The 18,308-nt window shown below is 76.1% G+C and carries 14 protein-coding genes; 3 read left to right on the plus strand and 11 right to left on the minus strand.

Annotated elements, in window-relative coordinates; genetic code table 11:
* Position 1: 1 nt before the first annotated feature.
* The 6 genes from EIW28_RS24325 to EIW28_RS17505 form a co-directional block, all read right to left on the minus strand.
* Positions 2 to 454, minus strand: a complete 453-nt coding sequence (locus EIW28_RS24325; RefSeq protein WP_158630448.1) for a hypothetical protein — start codon at positions 452 to 454, stop codon at positions 2 to 4.
* Positions 451 to 5,760 (minus strand): CHAT domain-containing protein, encoded by a 5,310-nt coding sequence (locus EIW28_RS25460; RefSeq protein ID WP_125248961.1) that lies wholly within the window; start codon positions 5,758 to 5,760, stop codon positions 451 to 453. The genes EIW28_RS24325 and EIW28_RS25460 overlap by 4 nt, the downstream gene beginning before the upstream one ends.
* A gap of 1 nt (position 5,761) precedes the next feature.
* The gene (locus tag EIW28_RS17490) at positions 5,762 to 8,905 is read right to left on the minus strand and encodes a hypothetical protein (protein ID WP_125248962.1); all 3,144 of its coding nucleotides are present in this window, start codon (positions 8,903 to 8,905) and stop codon (positions 5,762 to 5,764) included.
* A gap of 6 nt (positions 8,906 to 8,911) precedes the next feature.
* Complete coding sequence (locus tag EIW28_RS17495) at positions 8,912 to 9,274, minus strand: hypothetical protein (RefSeq protein ID WP_125248963.1); 363 nt, start codon at positions 9,272 to 9,274, stop codon at positions 8,912 to 8,914.
* Between the two features lie 459 nt (positions 9,275 to 9,733).
* Positions 9,734 to 10,792 carry an AI-2E family transporter gene (locus tag EIW28_RS17500; RefSeq protein WP_125248964.1) on the minus strand — a complete coding sequence of 353 codons (1,059 nt, stop codon included), beginning with the start codon at positions 10,790 to 10,792 and terminating at the stop codon, positions 9,734 to 9,736.
* Positions 10,793 to 10,938: 146 nt separating this feature from the next.
* Complete coding sequence (locus tag EIW28_RS17505) at positions 10,939 to 11,367, minus strand: DoxX family protein (protein ID WP_125248965.1); 429 nt, start codon at positions 11,365 to 11,367, stop codon at positions 10,939 to 10,941.
* A 125-nt stretch (positions 11,368 to 11,492) separates the two neighbouring features.
* On the opposite strand from EIW28_RS17505, the gene EIW28_RS17510 reads away from it, so the two are divergent.
* On the plus strand, positions 11,493 to 12,575 hold the full coding sequence (locus tag EIW28_RS17510) for a DNA glycosylase AlkZ-like family protein (protein ID WP_125248966.1): 1,083 nt from the start codon (positions 11,493 to 11,495) through the stop codon (positions 12,573 to 12,575).
* 2 nt (positions 12,576 to 12,577) lie between these two features.
* Here EIW28_RS17510 and EIW28_RS17515 read toward each other — a convergent pair whose 3' ends face one another.
* On the minus strand, positions 12,578 to 13,117 hold the full coding sequence (locus tag EIW28_RS17515; RefSeq protein ID WP_125248967.1) for a DinB family protein: 540 nt from the start codon (positions 13,115 to 13,117) through the stop codon (positions 12,578 to 12,580).
* Positions 13,118 to 13,439: 322 nt separating this feature from the next.
* Here EIW28_RS17515 and EIW28_RS17520 point away from each other — a divergent pair, with 322 nt between their 5' ends.
* On the plus strand, positions 13,440 to 14,639 hold the full coding sequence (locus EIW28_RS17520) for a sensor histidine kinase (protein ID WP_125248968.1): 1,200 nt from the start codon (positions 13,440 to 13,442) through the stop codon (positions 14,637 to 14,639).
* Between the two features lie 19 nt (positions 14,640 to 14,658).
* Here the strand turns inward: EIW28_RS17520 and EIW28_RS17525 are convergent, their stop codons facing one another.
* The gene (locus tag EIW28_RS17525; RefSeq protein WP_125248969.1) at positions 14,659 to 15,492 is read right to left on the minus strand and encodes an MBL fold metallo-hydrolase; all 834 of its coding nucleotides are present in this window, start codon (positions 15,490 to 15,492) and stop codon (positions 14,659 to 14,661) included.
* Positions 15,482 to 16,420 carry an MBL fold metallo-hydrolase gene (locus EIW28_RS17530; RefSeq protein WP_125248970.1) on the minus strand — a complete coding sequence of 313 codons (939 nt, stop codon included), beginning with the start codon at positions 16,418 to 16,420 and terminating at the stop codon, positions 15,482 to 15,484. The genes EIW28_RS17525 and EIW28_RS17530 overlap by 11 nt, the downstream gene beginning before the upstream one ends.
* Before the next feature lie 92 nt (positions 16,421 to 16,512).
* On the opposite strand from EIW28_RS17530, the gene EIW28_RS25465 reads away from it, so the two are divergent.
* Positions 16,513 to 16,812, plus strand: a complete 300-nt coding sequence (locus EIW28_RS25465) for a LysR family transcriptional regulator (protein WP_125249073.1) — start codon at positions 16,513 to 16,515, stop codon at positions 16,810 to 16,812.
* Positions 16,813 to 16,818: 6 nt separating this feature from the next.
* Here the strand turns inward: EIW28_RS25465 and EIW28_RS17540 are convergent, their stop codons facing one another.
* Together EIW28_RS17540 and EIW28_RS17545 are read right to left on the minus strand one after the other, a co-directional pair.
* Complete coding sequence (locus EIW28_RS17540) at positions 16,819 to 17,673, minus strand: serine hydrolase (RefSeq protein ID WP_158630449.1); 855 nt, start codon at positions 17,671 to 17,673, stop codon at positions 16,819 to 16,821.
* On the minus strand, positions 17,670 to 18,212 hold the full coding sequence (locus EIW28_RS17545; RefSeq protein WP_197717339.1) for a hypothetical protein: 543 nt from the start codon (positions 18,210 to 18,212) through the stop codon (positions 17,670 to 17,672). The genes EIW28_RS17540 and EIW28_RS17545 overlap by 4 nt, the downstream gene beginning before the upstream one ends.
* Positions 18,213 to 18,308: the final 96 nt, after the last annotated feature.

An 18,308-nucleotide genomic window follows, 5' to 3' on the forward strand; every position in this document is an offset into this window, starting at 1 on the left:
CTTACTGGTCGAATCGGATCAGGGTGTCGAGGAGGTGGCGGGGCGGGAACGCGGCCAGCTCGGCGGAGACGTCGACCGGCGGGGCCGGCCGGGCCTCCACCGGGGGCAGGTCGTCGCCGATCGAGGCGAGGAGTTCCAGGGCGGTCTCGCGCTGGGGCGGCACGGGTGGCGGGGCGGCGGCCTCGGCGCGCTCGCGTTCGAGGCGGGCCCGCGCCTCGGCGACGGCCGCGGGGAGGTCCACGTCGTACAGGAGGGCGTCGGCGAGGAGCCGCTTGGGGACCTCCCGCAGCTCGTCCCAGGCGGCCTGGGTGGCGGCGTTCATCAGGCCGCTGGTCATGAGGGTGAAGGAGGCGTTCTCGACCTCCTCCTGGGTGGAGTGGGGGCCGATGCCGGCGGGTTCGAGGGCCTCGTAGGGGTACCGGCCGTCCCAGGCGGGGCGCGGGTCGCGGATCACGGTTCGCTCCTTCCTTCCGCGAGTTGGGCTTTCAGGACGCCGATGAGGGCGCGCGCGGCGCCGCCGGAGCCCGGTTCGAGGAGGACGGCCCGCACGAGGTCGTCGGCGGCGCGGGTGAGGTCGCCGGCGAGGGTGCGGGACTCGGCGCGCGCGGTGAGCGAGCGGGCGGTGTCGTGCTCGCTGTAGGAGTCGACGATCGCGGAGATCTCGGCGACGGAGAGGCCGGCGAAGTTGGCGTCCTTGATCTCGTCGACGACCTCGACCAGGGAGGACCGCACCCGGTTGTTGAGGCCGCCGGCGCTGACGCGGGCGTCGATGTGCTCGAGCGCCTCGGTGAGGAGTTCGAGCCGGGCGGCGGGCCGGTCGGCGGGGGTGCGGTCGGAGGCGATGACGAGGAACCGGGCGTGGCTCTCGACGGCGCGGTCGGCGGCGGGGTCGAGCGAGAGGGCGCGGCGCATGTCGGGCAGGAGGGCGGCGACGGGCGCGGTGCGGTCGGCCGACCAGCGGTAGAGGGCGCGGTCGACGAGGCGGCGGGCGAGCTCGCGGTCGAGTTCGGCGACGCCGACGGGTCCGGCCACGCCCTGGGCGGCTTCCAGGAGGGCGATCGCGTCGTCGAGGCGGGTGTGGCGGCGGTCGTCGGTGTCGACCAGGTGCCGGACGCGGCCGAGGATGATCCGCAGCACGCCTTCGCGGGTCTTCACCTGGGTGGCGCCGTTCGCGGCGACGGCGACGGCGGTCCTGAACTCCCCCATGGCGTCCTGGACGCGGCCTTCCGCGAGGAGGCTCTGGCCGCCGAACAGGCGGATGCGCACGGCGAGGTCGATCGCGTCGCGGTGCAGCCGGATGCGCCGGTGCGGGAGGCGGCCGTAGGCGGGGGCGCGGGCGGCCCAGTCGGCGCAGTGCGCGCAGTCGGCCGGGTGGCCGGCGGCGTCGGGGCCCTCGCAGTCGGGGGGCAGGTCGGCGCGCGGGAGCCGGTGCAGGTCGGGGAGGGCCTGCGCGGCGGCGTCGTAGCGGCGCCGCTCGTACTCGGTGAAGGCGCGCGCGGACGGCGAGAACGCCCAGCGCAGGCGGCGGGCGACGGTCTCGTCGGCGCTCTCGTCGGCGTCGAGCGCGGCGGTGAAGCGGGCGAGGGCGTCGGCGAGCCCGGCGACGGCGAGGTAGCCGGGGCCGCAGGCGAGGGGCCGCTCGCCGTCGAGGGGCAGGCCGCCGGCCTCGCGCAGGGCGCGGGCCGCCTCCAGTTCGGTGTCCAGATAGGACACGAGTTCGCGGCCGCGGCCGGCGAGTCCGGCCCGGCCGCCGCGGGCGTGGCGCTCGGTGCGGCCGGTGAGGACGCCGGAGAGGTGGGCGCCGAGCTCGGCGCGGAGCCGCCAGGCGTCGGCGGGGGTGACGGCGCGGCCGTAGCGCTCCGAGCGGGACGCCGCCCAGGCGGCCCAGTGCGCGTCGTCGCCCGCGAGGGTCGCCCAGCAGGCGAGGGAGGTCCGCCACGAGTCCTCGGCGGCCTCCCAGGCGCCGATGCGCTCCAGTTCGCTCGCGCGCCAGAACTCGGCGGCGGCGAGCCGGTGGCAGTCGACGCGGTCGCCGGGGCGGGCGGCGGCGCGGCGGCGCAGCAGGCCGACCGCCTCGTCCCGGCGTCCTGACAGGAGGGTGAAGAGGGGCGCCTCCTCGGGGAGGCGCTCGCACAGCTGGGCGAGGGGGTCGCCGTCGAGGTCGAGGCCGCTCAGGGCCCGGCCGAGGGCGGCCCGGTCGCGGGACCAGTGGTGGAGGGTGTCGGTGAGCAGGCGCTGCACCGGGTCCCGGAGGCGGTCCCAGGCGAGGCGCGACTCGGCGCTCATGCCGCCCAGGCGCATGAGCGTGAACGGGGCGGCGTCGATCTCGTCGGCGGAGGCGTCGGGGCCGATCCCGGCCGCGGCCAGCGCGGTGTACGGGTGCGCGGGGTCGTGCTCGGCGAGGGGGTCGGCGACGAGCCCAGCGGTGAGGAGGCGCTCGGCCCAAGGGAGGGCGCGGCGCAGGCCGCGGAGGCGGTCGGCGCGGGCGAGGGCCTCGGCGAGGCCGGCGGCCTCGTAGGCGGCGGCGGCCGCGGTCCACCGGCCGGTCTCCTCGAGGTGGCGGGCCTCGGCGTAGCGGGCGCGGGTGTCGGCGTCGGCGAGGCCGGGGCAGGCGCGGTACGCGTCGGCGGCGGCGGCCCAGTCGCCGTCCTGTTCGGACGTGCGGCCGCGGGCGTAGGCGTCGAGGGCGGCGGTGCGGTGCTCGTCGCCGAGGCCGGCGGCGAGGTCGGCGACGGCGGACCAGTCGCCGCTGTCGAAGGCGGCGTCGAAGGCCCGGTGGAACGCGGCGCGGCGGGCGAGGGCGGCGCTGTCGCCGAAGCCGTCGGGGAGGCCGTCGCAGGCGTCGAGGACGTCGGCCCAGCGGGCGTCCTGGGCGGCCTGCTGGGCGCGGGCGTAGCGGCGCCAGTGGGCGGTGTCGCGGTGGTCGTCGGGGAGGTCGGCGGCGAGCGCGAGGAGGTCGGTCCAGGCGCCTGCGGCGGCGTGGGCGCGCAGGACGGCGTAGCGGCCGCGCTCCTCGTCGCCGGCGGCGTCGAAGGCGGCCGCGGCGGCGGTCCAGTCGCCGTCGTGCTCGGCGAGTTCGCCGCGGGCGCGGTGGCGCAGGCGCCCGGCGGCGCCGTCGCGGGCCTCGGCGGGGGTGTCGCCGAGGAGCGGGAGGACGGAGGCCCAGTCGGCTTCGGCCGCGGCGGCCGCGGCGCGGGCGTGGCGGCGGCGGCGCCCAACCTCGCCGTCCTCGAATCCGTCGGCGAGGTCGGCGAACCCGGCGATGGTCCCGTCCCAGTCGTCGCGGGCGTCGGCGGCGCGGCCGGCGGCGTACTTGACGCGGGCGGCGGCGTCGGCGAAGCCGGCGGGGAGCGCGGCGTGGAGGGCGCCGGCGGTGTCCCAGTCGCCGCGGCGCTCGGCGGACCGCGCGTCGGCGTAGCGGGCGCGGAGGGCGGCGTCGCGGTGCCCGGTGGCGCGGTGGCGGTCGGCGGCCTCGGACCAGCGGCCGTCGAGTTCGAGGGCGCGGGCCTCGCAGTAGGCGGTCTGCTCGGCGGCGTCGGGGAGGCGCCGGTAGGCGGCCGCGGCGCGGCGCCATTCGCCGGCGGCCTCGTCGTGCTCGGCGGCGGCGAGGAGCCGGCCGGCGAGGTCGCCGGGGCGGTCGGCGAGGTCGGGGACCTGGTCGAAGTGCTCGGCGGCGGTGAGCCATTCGCTTGCGGCGTAAGCGAGGTGGGCGGCGGCGAGGACGGCGCGGCGGGCGCTGTCGGCGAAGCCGTCGGCGGCGGCGAACGCGGCGGCGGCCCGGTGCCAGTCGCCGGCGGCCTCGGCGGCGCGGGCGGCGGCGTAGCCGGGCCAGTGTCCGATGTCGAGTCCGGCGGCCGCGGCGGCGGCGAGGCGCTCGGCGGCGGCGTCCCAGTCGCCGGCGGCGGCGAGGCGGCGGCCGCGGGCGAGTTCGAGGCGGGCGGCGGCGTCGGCGTAGGCGGCGCAGCGCTCGTAGTCGGCCGCGGCGGCGTCCCAGTCCTCGGCGTCCTCGGCGATGCGGCCGCCGGCGTAGGCGGCGCGGTCGGCGGTGTCGCGCAGGCCCTGGGGGCGGGCGGTGAGGATGCGGTTGAACTGGGCGCGGGCGTCGGCCCAGCGGCCGTCGGCCTCGTAGGCGGCGGCCCGGGCGTAGCGCTCGTCGAGTCCGGCCTCCTCGGCGGCGGCGCGCAGGCGGGCGGCGGCGTCGCGGTAGCCGCGCCCGCGTTCGGCGAGGACGCGGCGGTAGCGGTCGGCGGCCTCGTCCCAGTCCTCGGCGGCCTCGGCCGCGGCGGCGGCCTCCATGAGGGCGTGGAGGCGGGCGTCGGCGGCGGCCTCGGCGTCGAGGAGGGCGGCGACGTCGGCGGGGAGGCCCGGGATGTCGGCGGCCGCGGCGCCCTGCTCGGCGGCGAGGGCGGCGCACAGGCGCTCGACGGCGGGCCAGGCGAGTTCGAGCTCGGCCTCCTGGCGCAGGAGTTTGAGCGCGGCGGTGGGGTTGCGGACCTTGACGGTGCGCAGGACGGCCTCCCAGTCGCGTTCCCAGCGGCGGAACCGGGCGGCGCGGAGGATGGCGTCGCGGGTGAGCTCGCCGTCGCCTTCGACGAGGTCGACGGCGGTCTTGCCGGCGCGGAGGAAGTCGACGTCGCCGGTGTCGCCGTCGTGCATCTCGCGGGCCTTGAACAGCCAGCCGTGGCCGCAGTCCTCGTGGAGGAAGAGCGTGGGGGTGCCCCATTCGACGGCGGTGTCGCCGTGGTGGGCGATGCGCTGCCGGGCGGAGACGACGGCTTCGTCGACGGACTTGTTGGCGCACATGCCGTCGAGGATGCGGGGGCCGACCTCGCGGGCGGCGAGGTCGGTGATGAGGCCGCGCATGCCGACGACGGCGGGGATGCCGCGGCCGACGAGGGCCTCGGCGAGGCCCGAGAACGGTTCGGCGGGGCCCGATCCGGCGCTGTGGCAGAGGTTGAGGACGACGAGGCGCAGTTTGGGGGCGTTGACGAGCATGCCGCCGAGGAGGTCGCCGGGGACGGCGTCGGGGGCGCCGCCGGCGGTCTCGAGGAGGACCGAGGCGATGCCGCCGCGGGCGTCGCGCTCGCCGTGGGCGATGAGGTGGACGGCGGCGGGTCCCTGCTGGGCTTCGAGCCAGGCCTCGATGCGGTCGCGGGTGGCGTGCCTGATGACCTCCTGGCGGGCCAGGAGCGGGGGCAGGAGGTCGGCGAGGGCGGCGATCTCGGCGTCGCCGCCGAGTTCGGGGAGGCCGTCGGGGGAGGCGACGGCGATGAGGGTGCTGATGGCCTCGCGGCCGTCCTCGGGGAACGGGAGGCGGGAGCGGACGGGGTTGCCCGGGAGGGAGCGGACGAGGGAGAGGTTGGAGTCGAACGCGAACGTCTGCCCGGGCTGGTCGGAGGGGGCGCAGAGGGTCTCGACGGGGAGGTCGGCGAGTTCGGGGGGCAGGTCGAAGCGCAGGCGCAGGCCGCGGCTGCGCTGGGCGGCGCGGGCGGCGTCGAGGCAGCGGCCGAGCGGCCCGCCGAACAGGAGCGCGTAGGTCTCGGCCCCGACGGCGCGGAGTTCGGCGGCGGTGTCGGCGCCGCGGCGGGGGGCGCGGTGCAGGTCGACGTCGACGAGCCGGCTGTGGGCTTCGCGCAGGCGCGCCGGCTCGTCGCCGACGTCCAGGACGGCGGCGCCGGCCGCGGCGCCGTTGGCGACCGCGAGGTACCGCTGGGTTCCGATGCGGCGCAGCCGAATCCGGAGTTCGTCGTATTCCTTCATGTCACCATCCGTTCCGGCGGGGGCACAGGAGGTCGCGCAGCTGCCGGACCTCGGCCAGGCGGGCGCGCAGTTCGGGGTCGGGCTGGGCGGCGAGCAGCGTCGTGTACTGGTCGACCGCCTCGTCGAGGAGCGTGCAGGCGGCCTGCTTGCGGTCGGGCGGGATGAGCCCGCCCGAGTAGGTCACGAGGACGGCCATGGCCGCGTTCTCGGCGGTGGTGGCGAGGTTGCGCCGCACCTGCGGCACGTCGGGGGCGAGGGCGACGGCGGCGCGGAGGTCCTTGAGCGCCTCCTGGAAGCGCTGCCGGTTGGCGGCGGCGACGCCGCGCCGGTTGAGGATCATCGCCTTGAGTTCGGCGCCGCTGTCGCGGAAGCGGCGGTACTCGCCGTTGTGGGGGCGGTCGCGCAGGAGCGCCTCGAACTGGTCGAGGGCGCGCTGCGCGAGGGCGAGCGCGGCGGTGTCGTCGCCGTGCGCGGGGTCGGTGAGGATCTTGTCGGCCTCGTTCATGAGGGTCACGCCGAGGTTGCGGCGGGCCGCGACCTGGTGGGGCGCGAGGGCGACGGCGCGGGTGAAGTCGGCGACCGCGTCGTCGGTGCGCCCGTCCCTGGTGGCCTGGACGCCGCGCTGGTCGAGGGCGTCGGCGAGGAGGGTCTCGACGCGGTCGCGGTCGTCACCGCACCCGCACAGGTCCACGACGGACTCGAGGAGGTCGACGACCTCGCCGTACCGCTTGCGCCGGTAGAGGGCTTCACCACGGCCGAGGGCGGTGGCGGCCGTGGCGGCCGCGACGCCGTCGGCCTCGCCGGCGAGGCGGGCGAGGCGGGCGGCCTCGCGCCAGTGGCCGGCGGCGGTCTCGGCGCCGCCGTCCTTGCGGCCCACGGCTGCGGCGGCGAGCGCGAGGAGCGCTTCGCAGGCGAAGGCGGCGGCGTGCTCACGCAGGGACGCCCGGCCCTCGGGCCGGCCGGCGTAGGCGGGGTTGCGGGCGGCGAAACGCGCGCAGTCCGGGTCGCAGGCGTGCGGCTCGGAGCCGGTCGGGTCGGCGCCGCGGCAGTCGGGGCAGCGGAGGTCGAGGGCGGCGCGGAGGGCTTCGCCGGGGCGGCCGAGCGCGAGCGCGGCGGCGGCGGTGCCCGCGGCCGAGAAGTGGATCTCGATGACGCCGCGGTCGAGCGGGTCGAGGCCGGCGGTGAAGGCGCCGAACCGGTCGTGGAGGCCGAGTTCGGCGAGGCGGAGCGGGCCGCACACGAGCGGGTCGGCCGGTTCGGCGGCGTCGCCGGGGGGCAGTCCGCCGAGGGCGGCGAGGGCGTCGGCGGCGGCGGTCTCGCGGTGGAGGAGGGCGGGGGCGTCGGCCGCGCCGGCGTCGGCGGCGGCCTTCTCGATGAGGCGGCGCAGGCGGTCGCGGGCGTCGTCCATGGCCGCGGTGGTGACGGGGGCGGCGTAGCGGCGTGCGGCGTCGGCGCGGCGGCGCTCCCAGTGGTCGTCGTCGGCGAGCAGGGGCGCCCAGGCGGCGATGCAGGGGCCGGCGAGGTCGGGGTCGCGGGTGTCGGCGAGGCCGTGGAGGAGGAGCAGCGGGCGGGCGGGGTCGGTGCCGGGGACGGCCGCGGCGGCGGCCGCGCGGTCGCCGCCGAAGGCCGCGATGAGGGCGTCGAGGAGGGCGTCGGCGGTGCCGAGGACGGTGGCGGCCTTGCGGTTCCGGGCCGCGGCCAGCTCCCAGTCGCCGTCGGCGGCGGCCGTGTAGGCGGCCTCGCGGAGGACGCGGGCGGCCTCGGCGCCGGCGCGGCCGGTGCCGGGTTCGGCGTCGGCGCCGGTGCGGAGCAGGGCGGGCGCGCGCCAGGGGTTGGCGGTGAGCGCCGCGAGCGCGTCGAGCCGTCCGGCGCGGTAGAGGGCCTCGCCGTAGGTCTCGTCGTCGGGCGCGGGGCCGGGCGCGGGGTCGGCTTCGAAGGCGTCGCAGGCGCCGTCCCAGTCGCCGTCGCCGGCCCGGAGGGCGGCGAGCGCGCGCGAGGCGCCGCGGCGGACCGCTTGCGGCGCGGGCGGTTCGCACAGCTCCTTGAGTTCGGTCTCGGGCCGTTCGCCGCGGGCGAGGAGGACGAGGGCGAGGCCGAGGCGCCCGAGCGGGTCGTCGGGGTGCTCGAGGGCCGCGGCGGCGGTGTCGGTGTCGCCGGCGGCGAACGCGAGCAGGCCGCGGAAGCGGCGGGCGCGCGGGTGGGCGGAGGCGTACAGGTGCCGCCGGGCCTCGTCGAGGTCCGCCGCGGCGACGGCGGCCGCGGCGGCGTGGAGGCGCAGTTCGCCGACCGGCGCGTCGTAGCCGTAGGGGGCGGCGGCCTCGAAGTCGGCTGCGGCGCCGTCGAAGTCGCCGGCGTCCCGGCGGCGCAGGGCGCGCGCGTAGCGGGCCCGGGCCTCGAGGTCGCCGCGGCCGGGGACGCGGGTCCAGGAGGCGACGGCCGCGTCGAGGTCGCCGGTGCGGTACGCGGAGGCGCCGTGGAGGAGGCGGGCGACGGGGTCGTCCAGGCCGGCGTCGAGGGCGCGGCCGGTGGCCGCGAGGGCGGCGGCGGTGTCGCCGCGGCGGTGGGCGAGCACGCCGCGGACCGCGTCGGCGAGCGGGGTGGCGGCGGCCTGGGCGAACCATTCGGCTTGGGGCGCTTGGCCGGTGCGCAGTGCCAGGAGCGCGCCGAGTTCGAGGGCGGGGAGGTCGAGCGGGCCGCGCCCGGCGGCTTCGCCGAGGTCTTCGAGGGCGCGGGCGTCCTGGCCGAGCTTCACGCGGGTGTAGGCGCGCTGGAGGTGGGCGCCGGGGGCGCCGCGGGCGATCGCGGCGGAGAAGAACCATTCGGCGCGGGCGTACGAGCCGCCGTGGGCCGCAGCGCATCCGGACCAGTAGAAGCCGGCCCAGCGGTCGGGCCAGCGCTGCTGGACCTCGCTGAACCGAAGGTCGGCGGCCTGGGGCTGGGCGCGGGCGAGCTGGACGCGGCCCTGGCCGATGCGGGCGGCGGCGTTGGTGTCGTCGAACGCGGGGTCGTCGCCGGTCTTCTTCTCGGACTTGCGGATCGCGGCGGCGTATTCGCGTTCGGCGGTGTCGAGGTCGCGGGCGGCGAGGGCGTGGTCGCCGCGGTCGCGGGCGGCGCGCGCTTGGGAGAGGACGAGTTTCGCGAGCACGGGGGCTCATCCCTCCACTTCGTCGTTCACTGACCTCCACGTCTTGCGGGCCCGGTCGTAGTGGACGGGGCCGCTGCGGAACCGGTCGAGGTCGAGGGACACGAGCGCGTCGAGGGCCTCGGGCGGCAGGCCGGCCTCGAGGACGATGCGCAGTCCGGTGTCGGGGTCTTCGAGGACCATCGGCGCGGGGTCGGCCTCGCCGGGGCGGCGCAGTCTCGCGGCGCTCCGTTTGAGCGAGTCGTAGAGGTCGTTCATCACGCCGGTGCCGAATGCGGTGAGCGCGGCCTGGAGTGGCAGGGCGAGCAGGGTGAGCCACACGAGGTCGGAAGTGGACCGGTGGGCGAGCGTGCGGCGGACTTCCGTTTCCACGCCGCTCGCGGCCAGGGCCGACGTCAATTCGGCCGCATCGGTATCGGGAAGTGAATCGTGGATCAGCAGTTCGGCGCGAATAGCGGATGTCGGCATGCGGCCCCCAGGCTGCACTCGTGTCCGGCGACTGTGACCAATCATCATATGCGGGTCCGGCAATTCGTGCGGTACAAGGATTTTCCGGCTCGCGGCGCTGCCGGGCCAGTCGTCTCGCAGGCGTCTCGGGCGCGTCATCGGCGCCTCGCTTCGGTCCGGTGTTCCATGCGGCCGAGTCTGGCCGGGCCCGTCACCGATCCGTCCCACATCCGCCTTCACTCGGTCTCCGGGACGGCGCGAGCGGGGCCGGGAGGACGCTGGTCCTCCCGGCCCCGCTCGGGGCCGCGCTGGCGCGGTGGTCGTATCCTGGGGCGCGACGGGGCCGGCGGCGCGTGCGGGTATGCGCCGCCGGCCCCTCCGCGTTCAGGAGTTGTCGAGGCGCGGGAGCACGAGCTCCTTGCCGATGAGGCGGATCGCAGCGTAGGCCGGGACGGACAGGACGATGCCGACGACGCCGAAGAGGGTGCCGCCCACCAGGACCGCGACGATCGCGGCGAGGTTGGAGACCTTGACGGCGCTGCGCATGACCGTCGGGTAGATGACCCAGTTCTCCAGCTGCTGGTAGGCGATGAAGAAGATCGCGGCGGCCAGGGCGGTCATCGGGGAGACCGCGAGGGCCACCAGGGTGACGACGACGGCGCCGATGGTGGCGCCGATCTGCGGGATGAGGTCGAGCAGGGCCACCAGGAGCGCGAGGAGCGCGGCGTAGGGGATGCCGACGATCGCCATGAAGATCCACGAGGAGATGCCGGCGAAGAGCCCGATGGCGAGCGCGCCGATGAGGTAGGCGCCGACCTGGGCCAGGATGCCGTCGAGGATGCGGCCGGTCTGCTCGCGGCGGGAGGCGGCGACCAGGCGCAGGGAGCCCTGGCGCAGCTGGGTGTAGGCGGCGAGGATGAACACGGTCAGCAGGAGCGTGGTGATGGTCCAGACGAGGCCGTTGGCGGCCGAGGCCGCGCCGCCGGCGACGCCGCCGACGGCCTTGGAGATGTTCTCGGCGGTGAGGACGTCCTGGGCGCGGTCGAGGAGGCCGGACTCGCCGCCGAAGCGGGCGGCGAGGTCGCTGTTCATGACGCTCTTGTAGTAGCCGGGGACGTTCTCGACGAACTGCGCGGTCTCGCGCACGAGCGCGGGGATGATCGCGGCGAGGCCGCCGCAGAAGACGAGGAAGATCCCGAGGAAGAGGATCGTCATGGCCAGCCAGCGCTTCATGCCGCGGTTGGTCATGATGCTGATGATGCGTTCGAGGCCGACCGCGAGGAACGCCGCCACGACCAGGGCCGTGATGACCGTGCTGAGTTCCTGGAGGGACCAGACGACGGCGTAGGCGACGGCGAGTCCGAGGCCGAAGAGGACGCCGGCGGCGATGGGCGGGCTCTGGGAGAGTGATCTGCGCAGCGGCAGTCCGGGTTTGTCAGCCATGGGCAATGTCTAGCAGATTCGGCGCAGTGGCGTCACTCTCGGTGCGCCGGTCGCGGGGCCGGGCTCTACTGTGACCGGTCGGCGGGCGCGGCGGAGGGCCGGCGGCGACGCCGGCCCTCGGGCTCGTCCTGGGGCGTTCGGACCGGTCAGCGCTTGAAGCCGTGGGCGAGGAGGCGGGCGGTCTCGGCGCGGCGGCCCCAGGCGATGAACGCGAAGAACGCGAGGAGGATCAGCGGGGTGTACACGGGGTAGGCCAGGATCGTGGCGTTGAAGATCGCGGCGCCGATCATGAGCAGGCCCAGGCCGGTCGCGGCCAGGCCCGACAGGCGCGGGATGAGCAGGCCCACGCCGCCGGCGAGCTCCACGGCGCCGATGAAGTACATGAACCAGTCGCCCCAGCCGATGGTGTCGAAGCCCGCGGCGGCGGACTCCATGCCCAGGAGCTTCGGGGTGGCGGAGGCCGCGATCATGAACACGGCGAGGAGGATCTGGAGGACCCACAGGGTGATGTGGAGTCCCCGGCCGGGGCGCGCGGCGTCGACGGTCTGTTCGGCGGCGATGTCGTTGGTGCTCATAGTGGGTCGTACCTTCCGGGAGTATCGGGCTCTTGCTGTGTAGACGACGGTGGGGGCGCGGATTCATCGCGGCGGCGGGGGAAAGTTCGGCCGCGGGCGTCGGTCGTGCCGGATACGGTGAGGGCATGATCGACAGCCGCCAGGTGGTCCGGTACCGCACGCACGTCCAGCAGCTCGACCGGAAGCGCGGCGCGCTCGCCGCGACGGCGGTCCTCGACCTCGGGGTGCAGGAGACCGGGCCCGACGGGGCGATGTGGGCGCTCGCGGTGCGCGGCGTCCGGCCCGACGAGGCGGACCTGGTGTGGCTGTGGACGCTGCGCGGGGCGCCGCACGCGTACCGGCGCGAGGACGTCGGCGCGGTCGCGGCCGCCGTCGCGCCGTGGTCGGACGCGGACGCGGCCAAGCGGGTCTTCGACGCCTCCAAGCCGCTCAAGGCCGCCGGCATCCCGGTCCTGGAGGCGCTCGACGCCGTCGCCGCCGAGATGCGCCAGGTCGTGCGGCGCCCGATGGTCAAGGGCGAGGTCTCGACCCGTCTGCACGAGGCCCTGCCGGAGCCGTACCAGCGGTACTGCCGCTCGTGCGACGCGGTGCACCTGTACGAGATGCCGTTCCGGCTCGCCGCCGTCCGCGCCGGACTGGAGCTGGAGCCGCACACCTCGCCGCCGGTCCTCAAGCCCGTCAAGGGGTTCGAGGCGGCCGCCGACTACCCCGAGCGACTCGACCCGGTGCGGGCCTACCTGCACCTGTGCGGGCCGGCCACGGTCAAGGAGGTCGCCGAGTACCTCGACTCCCCCGTCAAGGAGGTCAAGGCGCACTGGCCCGAGGACGCGGTCGAGATCGAGGCCGCGGGCGAGCGGCGGTGGATCCTCGCCGGGGACGAGGCGGCGCTGCGCGACGCGGACGCGGAGCCGGTGCGGCTCCTCGGGCCGTACGACCTGCTGCTCCAGTCGCGGGACCGGAAGGTCCTCGTCGCCGACCCCGCGCGGGCGAAGGCGCTGTGGCCGGTCCTGGGGCGACCGGGGGCGGTCCTGGCCGGGGGCCGGATCGCGGGGCTGTGGCGGCCCCGCAAGTCCGGGAAGCGGTTCACGGTGGGCGTCGAGCCCTGGGAGCGGTTCGGCGCGGCGCGACGCGAGGCCGTCGCGGCCGAGGCCGAGCGGCTGGCCGCGTTCCGCGGAGTCGGCCTCACCGCGGTCGAGTACGCGGACTGAGCCTATTCGCCGGTCTGGCCGTCGATCGACTCGCGGATGAGGTCGGCGTGGCCGTTGTGGCGCGCGTACTCCTCGATCATGTGCAGGAGGATCCAGCGCAGCGTCGGGGTGCGCCCGTCCTTCCAGGAGCGGGCGGCGGGGCGGTCGAGGCCGCCGTCCTCGAGGGCCTCGGCGATCAGGGCGCGGGCGCGCCCGACCTCCCGCTCCCACAGGGCGAGGAGCGCCTCCGGGGCGTCCTCGGCGGCCGAGTGCCATTCCCAGTCGGGGTCGGCCTTCCAGTCGACGTCGTCCCAGGGCGCGCCGGCCGGGCGGCCGAAGAGGTCGTCGGAGAACCAGCTCACCTCGACCAGCGCGAGGTGCTTGAGCATGCCGCCCAAGGTCATCGTGGAGGCGCCGACGGTCTTCCGGAGGGCGCCGGCGTCGAGGCCGCGGACCTTCCAGGCGAGGGTGGCGCGGTGGTAGTCGAGGAAGCCGAGGAGCATCGCGGCCTCGTCTCCGGAGACGGGCGGCTCGGGGCGGCCCTGTGCGTCGATGACGGTCATGACCGGACTGTAGCGGGGCGGAGGGCGGGGCGCCCGCGCGTCTCGCCGCGGCGGCCGGCTGCGATGCCGGTGCCCGCTCCCCGGATCCGGGAGCGGGCACCGGACGCCGCGGGCCCGCGCCGGCCCAGGCGCGGCCGGCGTCGGCGCCGGGGCGGGTCGAACGCCAGGTTAGGACCGGAATCGTTTGCAGGTCAAGGCGTCCGGAGGTCTCGATTGCACATCCGTATGTTCAGCCGATGCCGGGTGGCACGAACAGCCGGAGACGCCGCCGAACTGCGGACACGCCCGGGAGGCCGCCGCGCCGGAGTGGTTGAATCGCGGAGTGACGACCCCCGAAGCTCCCCCCGGGCGCGACCTGCGCCGCCTGCGCCTCTACACCTTCTTCACCGTGATCGGCTCCGGACCGCTGGCGCTGTTCATGGCCGCGCTGTTCCTCGCCGGCAACCTGAACGGCACCGCAGTCCTGCCGCTCGCGGCGGGCGCGTTCACCGGCTCGGTCGTGTTCTGCACGGCCTCGCTCGCGCTCCAGTGGCACGGCCAGGGCCCCTGGCGGCGCCGGATCTTCTGGAGCGCCTCGGTGGCGCTGCTCGCCGTCGGCGTCGCGCTCGAGGCGGGCACGGGGTACCTGACGGCCGCGTGGGCGGGCCCCGCCGGCCTCATCGCGGCCGAGGGCGTGCTGCTGTGGACGCGGCCCGGCCGCCGCAGCGCCGCGCTCGCGGGGGCCACCGCGGCCGCGGTCGGGCTCGCGTTCCTCGCCGAGGCGGCGGGGCTCACGGACGCGCCGATGGTGGTCACCTCCGTGGTGCTCGTCCCCTCGGTCGCGGTCGGCATCGTGTGCCAGCTGTGGCACTACCGGGTCGCGCAGGAGCTGGAGCGGGCCCGCGGGCTCGCCGCCGAGCTCGCCGTCGCCGAGGAGCGGCTGCGGTTCGCGGCCGAGCTCCACGACGTGCAGGGCGGACACCTCCAGGCGATCATGCTCAAGGCCCAGGTGGCGCGCCGCTTCGCGGACACCGACCCCGAGCTGGCCGCGAGCGAGGTCCGCGCGGTCGAGGAGCTCGCGCGCGAGGCGCTGCGCGACATGCGGGCCGTCGTCGGCGGCTACCGCAAGACCGCGCTCGCCGACGAGATCGACTCGGCCGCCAGGCTCCTCAAGTCCGCGGGCGTCCAGGCCAGCGTGCCGGACGCGGCCCCGCAGCTCGACGAGGACACCGAGCGGCTCCTGGGCCTGCTCGTGCGCGAGGCGACCACGAACCTGATCCGCCACGCCGAGCCGACCTCCGCAGACGTGTCGGTCGTGGAGATCGACGCCGAGGTCACCGTCACCGTCGTCAACGACGGCGCGAGGGAGCCCGCCGAGGGCGGCAACGGCCTGTCGATGCTCGCGCGGCGCTTCGGCGAGGCCGGCGGCAGCGTCGAGCACACCCTCGACGGCGACCGCTGGACGATCAAGGGGACCCTGCCGAAGCCCGCGCCGCGGCCGCGCCGCCCGCCGCAGGCCCGCGGCCGGCGCCTCCGCCGCTGAGCGGAGGCGCCCGGCCCGGTCAGCCCCCGAACGTGTGGGACTCGAGGTGGTCCAGGAGCACCCACTCCGACTCCGGGCTGGCCGCGGCCACCAGCTCCCCCAGCTTCGCCGCGCCGAAGTGGTCGACGGCCGGCTCCTCGAGCGGCGCCTCGTAGTCGTCCCAGTGCGTCGGCACGATGTAGGGCGGGAAGCCCGTGGCCGCGAGCATCCGCTCCACGTAGTCCGGGTAGTTCGGGTTGGGGCCCTGCATGAACAGGACCGTCGGCCGCACGCCCGCGACCTCGCGCTCGTGGAAGGACGGCAGGCCGTTGAAGAACAGCGAGACCTCCCCGAAGGTGACGAGGTAGGCGAGGCTGCCGCCCTCGACGAGGTCGCGGATCACCTGCGGCCGTTCGGGAACCGCGCCGGGACGGGTGCCCGGGAACAGCAGCGTCTTGTGCTTCCCGGAGACGCCGTGGGAGGAGCGGAAGACCTCGACGGTGTAGCCGTCGAACTGGTACAGCTCCCCGCCGCCGACCTGCGAGAGCTGCGCGTCCGGGGTTCCCATGGCGCGCAGCAGGTTCAGGTGCGTCTCGGTGCCCAGGACGGTGGCGCCGGTCTTCCCGGCGATGTACGGGACGTCCGCGATGTGGTCGAAGTGCGCGTGCGTCACCAGGATCGAGTCGGCGACGCTCACGGAGGCGTCGACGGCCGCCTCGTCCACGGTGATCGGCGTGTCCGGGTTGAACTGGCCCGGGACGGTCGCGCCGGTGTACGTGCGCGACAGGTACGGGTCGACCAGGACGGTGGTGCCGCCGGAGGCGATCTCCCAGGCGTTCGTGCCCAGCCAGCGGACGGTGACCTCAGAAGTCATGGCTCTCCAGGTGGTCGAGGAGCAGGAACTCGGTGTCGGGGCTGGCGGCGGCCACGCGGTCACGCAGGGCCTCCCAGTCGCCGCCCTTGACGGCGGGCTCGGTCAGCGGCTGGTCGAAGTCGTCCCAGTGGGAGGCGACCACGAACGGCGGGTGGCCGGTCGCCTCGAGGGCGCGCTCCACGTAGTCGGGCGTGTGGCCGCCGCCGGGCTGGAGGAACAGCACCGTGGGGCGGACGCCCTCGATCTCGTGGTGGTGGAAGTTCGCCGAGCCCATGTTGAAGAAGGAGACGCCGCCGAAGTCGATCAGGTAGGTGAGGCTGCCGCCTTCGACGAGGTCCTTGATCCTGCGGGGGCGCGGGGGGACCTTCGCGGGCCGGGTGCCGCCGAACAGGATCCGCTTGTGCTCGCCGGAGGCGGAGTGGGAGGAGCGGAAGACCTCGACGGTGTAGCCGTCGAACTGGTACAGCTCGCCGCCGCCGACCTGCGAGAGCTGCGCGTCGGGGGCGTCCATGGCGCGCAGCAGGTTCAGGTGCGTCTCGGTGCCGAGCACGGTCGCGCCGGACCGCCGGGCGAGGTAGGGGACGTCGGCGATGTGGTCCCAGTGCCCGTGCGTGACGAGGATGATGTCGGCCTTCGGCAGGTGCTCGTCGATGACGTCCTCGTGGACCTCGATGGGCGTCTCCGGGTCGGCGCCGCCGCTGGTGTACGCGCCGGTCGGGAAGCGGCTCACCCACGGGTCGATGAGCACGGTCGCGGACTCGGTGGTGAACTCCCACGCGTTCGTGCCCAGCCAGCGCAGGCGCACGCCCGCGGTGTCGGCCTGGGCCGCGGCGACGCCGCCCGCGGTGGCGGTCGCGGCGACGGCCGCGACGCCGGTGCCCTTGAGGAGGTTGCGGCGCCGCAGCGCCGGGTTGCGGTTCTCGGTCATGGCGGACAGTCAAGCCGCGCGGTCGCGGTCTGTCCAATATCAACGCGCGTATCGCCTCATATGCGGATTGATATCGTGGCTCGGTGGACATCATGCGGCACCTGGAGTGCTTCCTGGCGGTCGGTGAAGAACGTCACTTCGGGCGGGCCGCCGAGCGCCTGGGGATGGAGCAGCCGCCGCTGAGCCAGCGCATCCGGCGCCTGGAGAAGGAGCTGGGCGCGGAGCTGTTCGACCGCAGCGGCGGGCAGGTGGCGCTGACGGCGGCCGGGAGCGTGCTCATGCGGGAGGCCCCGGCGCTGCTGCGGCAGCACCAGCGGCTGCGGACCCTGGTGAAGCGGGCCGCGGAGGCCGACCCGGCGGAGCCGCCGCGGCCGTGGAGCTCGATCTACTGAGCCGGACTAGCGGCTGATCGCGTCGGTGAGGGCGAGGGCGGCGCGGCTCATGGCGAGTTCGACCTCGCGGAAGTTGCGGCGGGTCGGTTGGGCGGAGACGCTGATGGCGTGGCGGCGGCCGTCGGGCCACTCCCAGACCGAGACCTCGTTGAGCCACCCGGGGAGGGACCCGGAGCGGCCGTGGACGCGGACCTCGCTGGGGGCCAGGCGGGAGAGGCGGCCGCCGGTGAGCTGGCGGCCCATCCAGGTGCGCATGTCGGCGGCGATCGGCGCGGGGCCGTTCCAGACGTGCCGCAGGAACGCGGTGAGGTCGGCGCAGGTGGAGACGTTGGTGCGGTCGGGGTCCCAGGCGCTGGTGGCGCGCAGCTCGGCGGTGGAGACGGCGCCGGCGTCGAGGACGTGGGCGAGGGCCTGGAGGTCGGGCGCGTCGAGGTCGCGCGCGACCGCTTCGAGGATGGAGCGGGGCGGGCCGAGCAGGCGGGTCCCCTTGAGCCCCAGGCGGGCCGGGAGGCTCCGCAGGGAACCGGCGCCGATGCGGGCGGTGACGAGGTCGGCGGCGGAGTTGTCGGAGACCTCCATCATGAGCGCGGCGAGGTCCCAGACGCTGATCTGGGAGTCGTAGCGGAACCCGGCGGTGCCGGTGCCGCCGAGGCGGTCCTCGGCGGTGGTGCGGACCGTCGCGGCCGGGTCGATGAGGCCCTCCTCGACCTGGCGGCGGAACTCCCAGGCGATGAAGAGCTTCACGACGGAGACGAGGATGACGGGTTCGTCCTCGCGCACGCCGAGGCCGCGGCCGTCGGCGAGGTCGCGGATGTGGGCGCTGGCGCGGGCGCCGAGCGGCGCGAAGAACTCGTCGATCACCGGTCGGCCCAGCCGGTGAGGCGGACGACGGCGTCGGCGACCTCGGCGGCGGTGCGGCCGTCGGTGGGGACGCGGTGGACCCAGTCGGGGGCGTGCTCGTCGAGGTGGCCGGCCATGCGGGCGCTGCGTTCGAGGTGGGCGTCGAGGGCGCTCCCGATCTCGCGGCCGCGCAGGCGCTGCCCGGCGGTGTCGTCGCGGGCGGTGAGGAGCGCGCCGATCGGGGTGACGCCGCCGCCCATGGCCGCGGTGATCATGTCGGCTTCGAGGACGGCGACGGTGTTGCAGTAGACGAGGCGGGTGTGGCCGAGTTCGCGGTAGTTGCCCCAGACGGCGGCGAGGTTGCGGGCGGTGATGAGCGTGCGGTTCGGGTCGCCGGGCGGGGCGGGGTGGACCTGGTCGAGGAAGTCGCCCTCGATGAAGGCGTGGGCGACGCCGCGGTCTTGGAGGCGGGCGGAGACCTCCCAGGCGGCGGTCGTCTTGCCGACGCCGGAGCGACCGCCGATGAGGAGCACTTCGCACTGCACGTCGGTTCCGGTCAATTGGAGTCCTTTCGTCGGCTGACACGGTACCGGCCGCGGGCGGTGGCGGCGAGCGGGATTCGGCGGCGGCCGCGGGGGCGGCGGCCGGTTCTAGAA

The organism is Glycomyces terrestris (assembly GCF_003933745.1).
GTDB classification, from domain to species: Bacteria; Actinomycetota; Actinomycetes; order Mycobacteriales; family Micromonosporaceae; genus Glycomyces; species Glycomyces terrestris.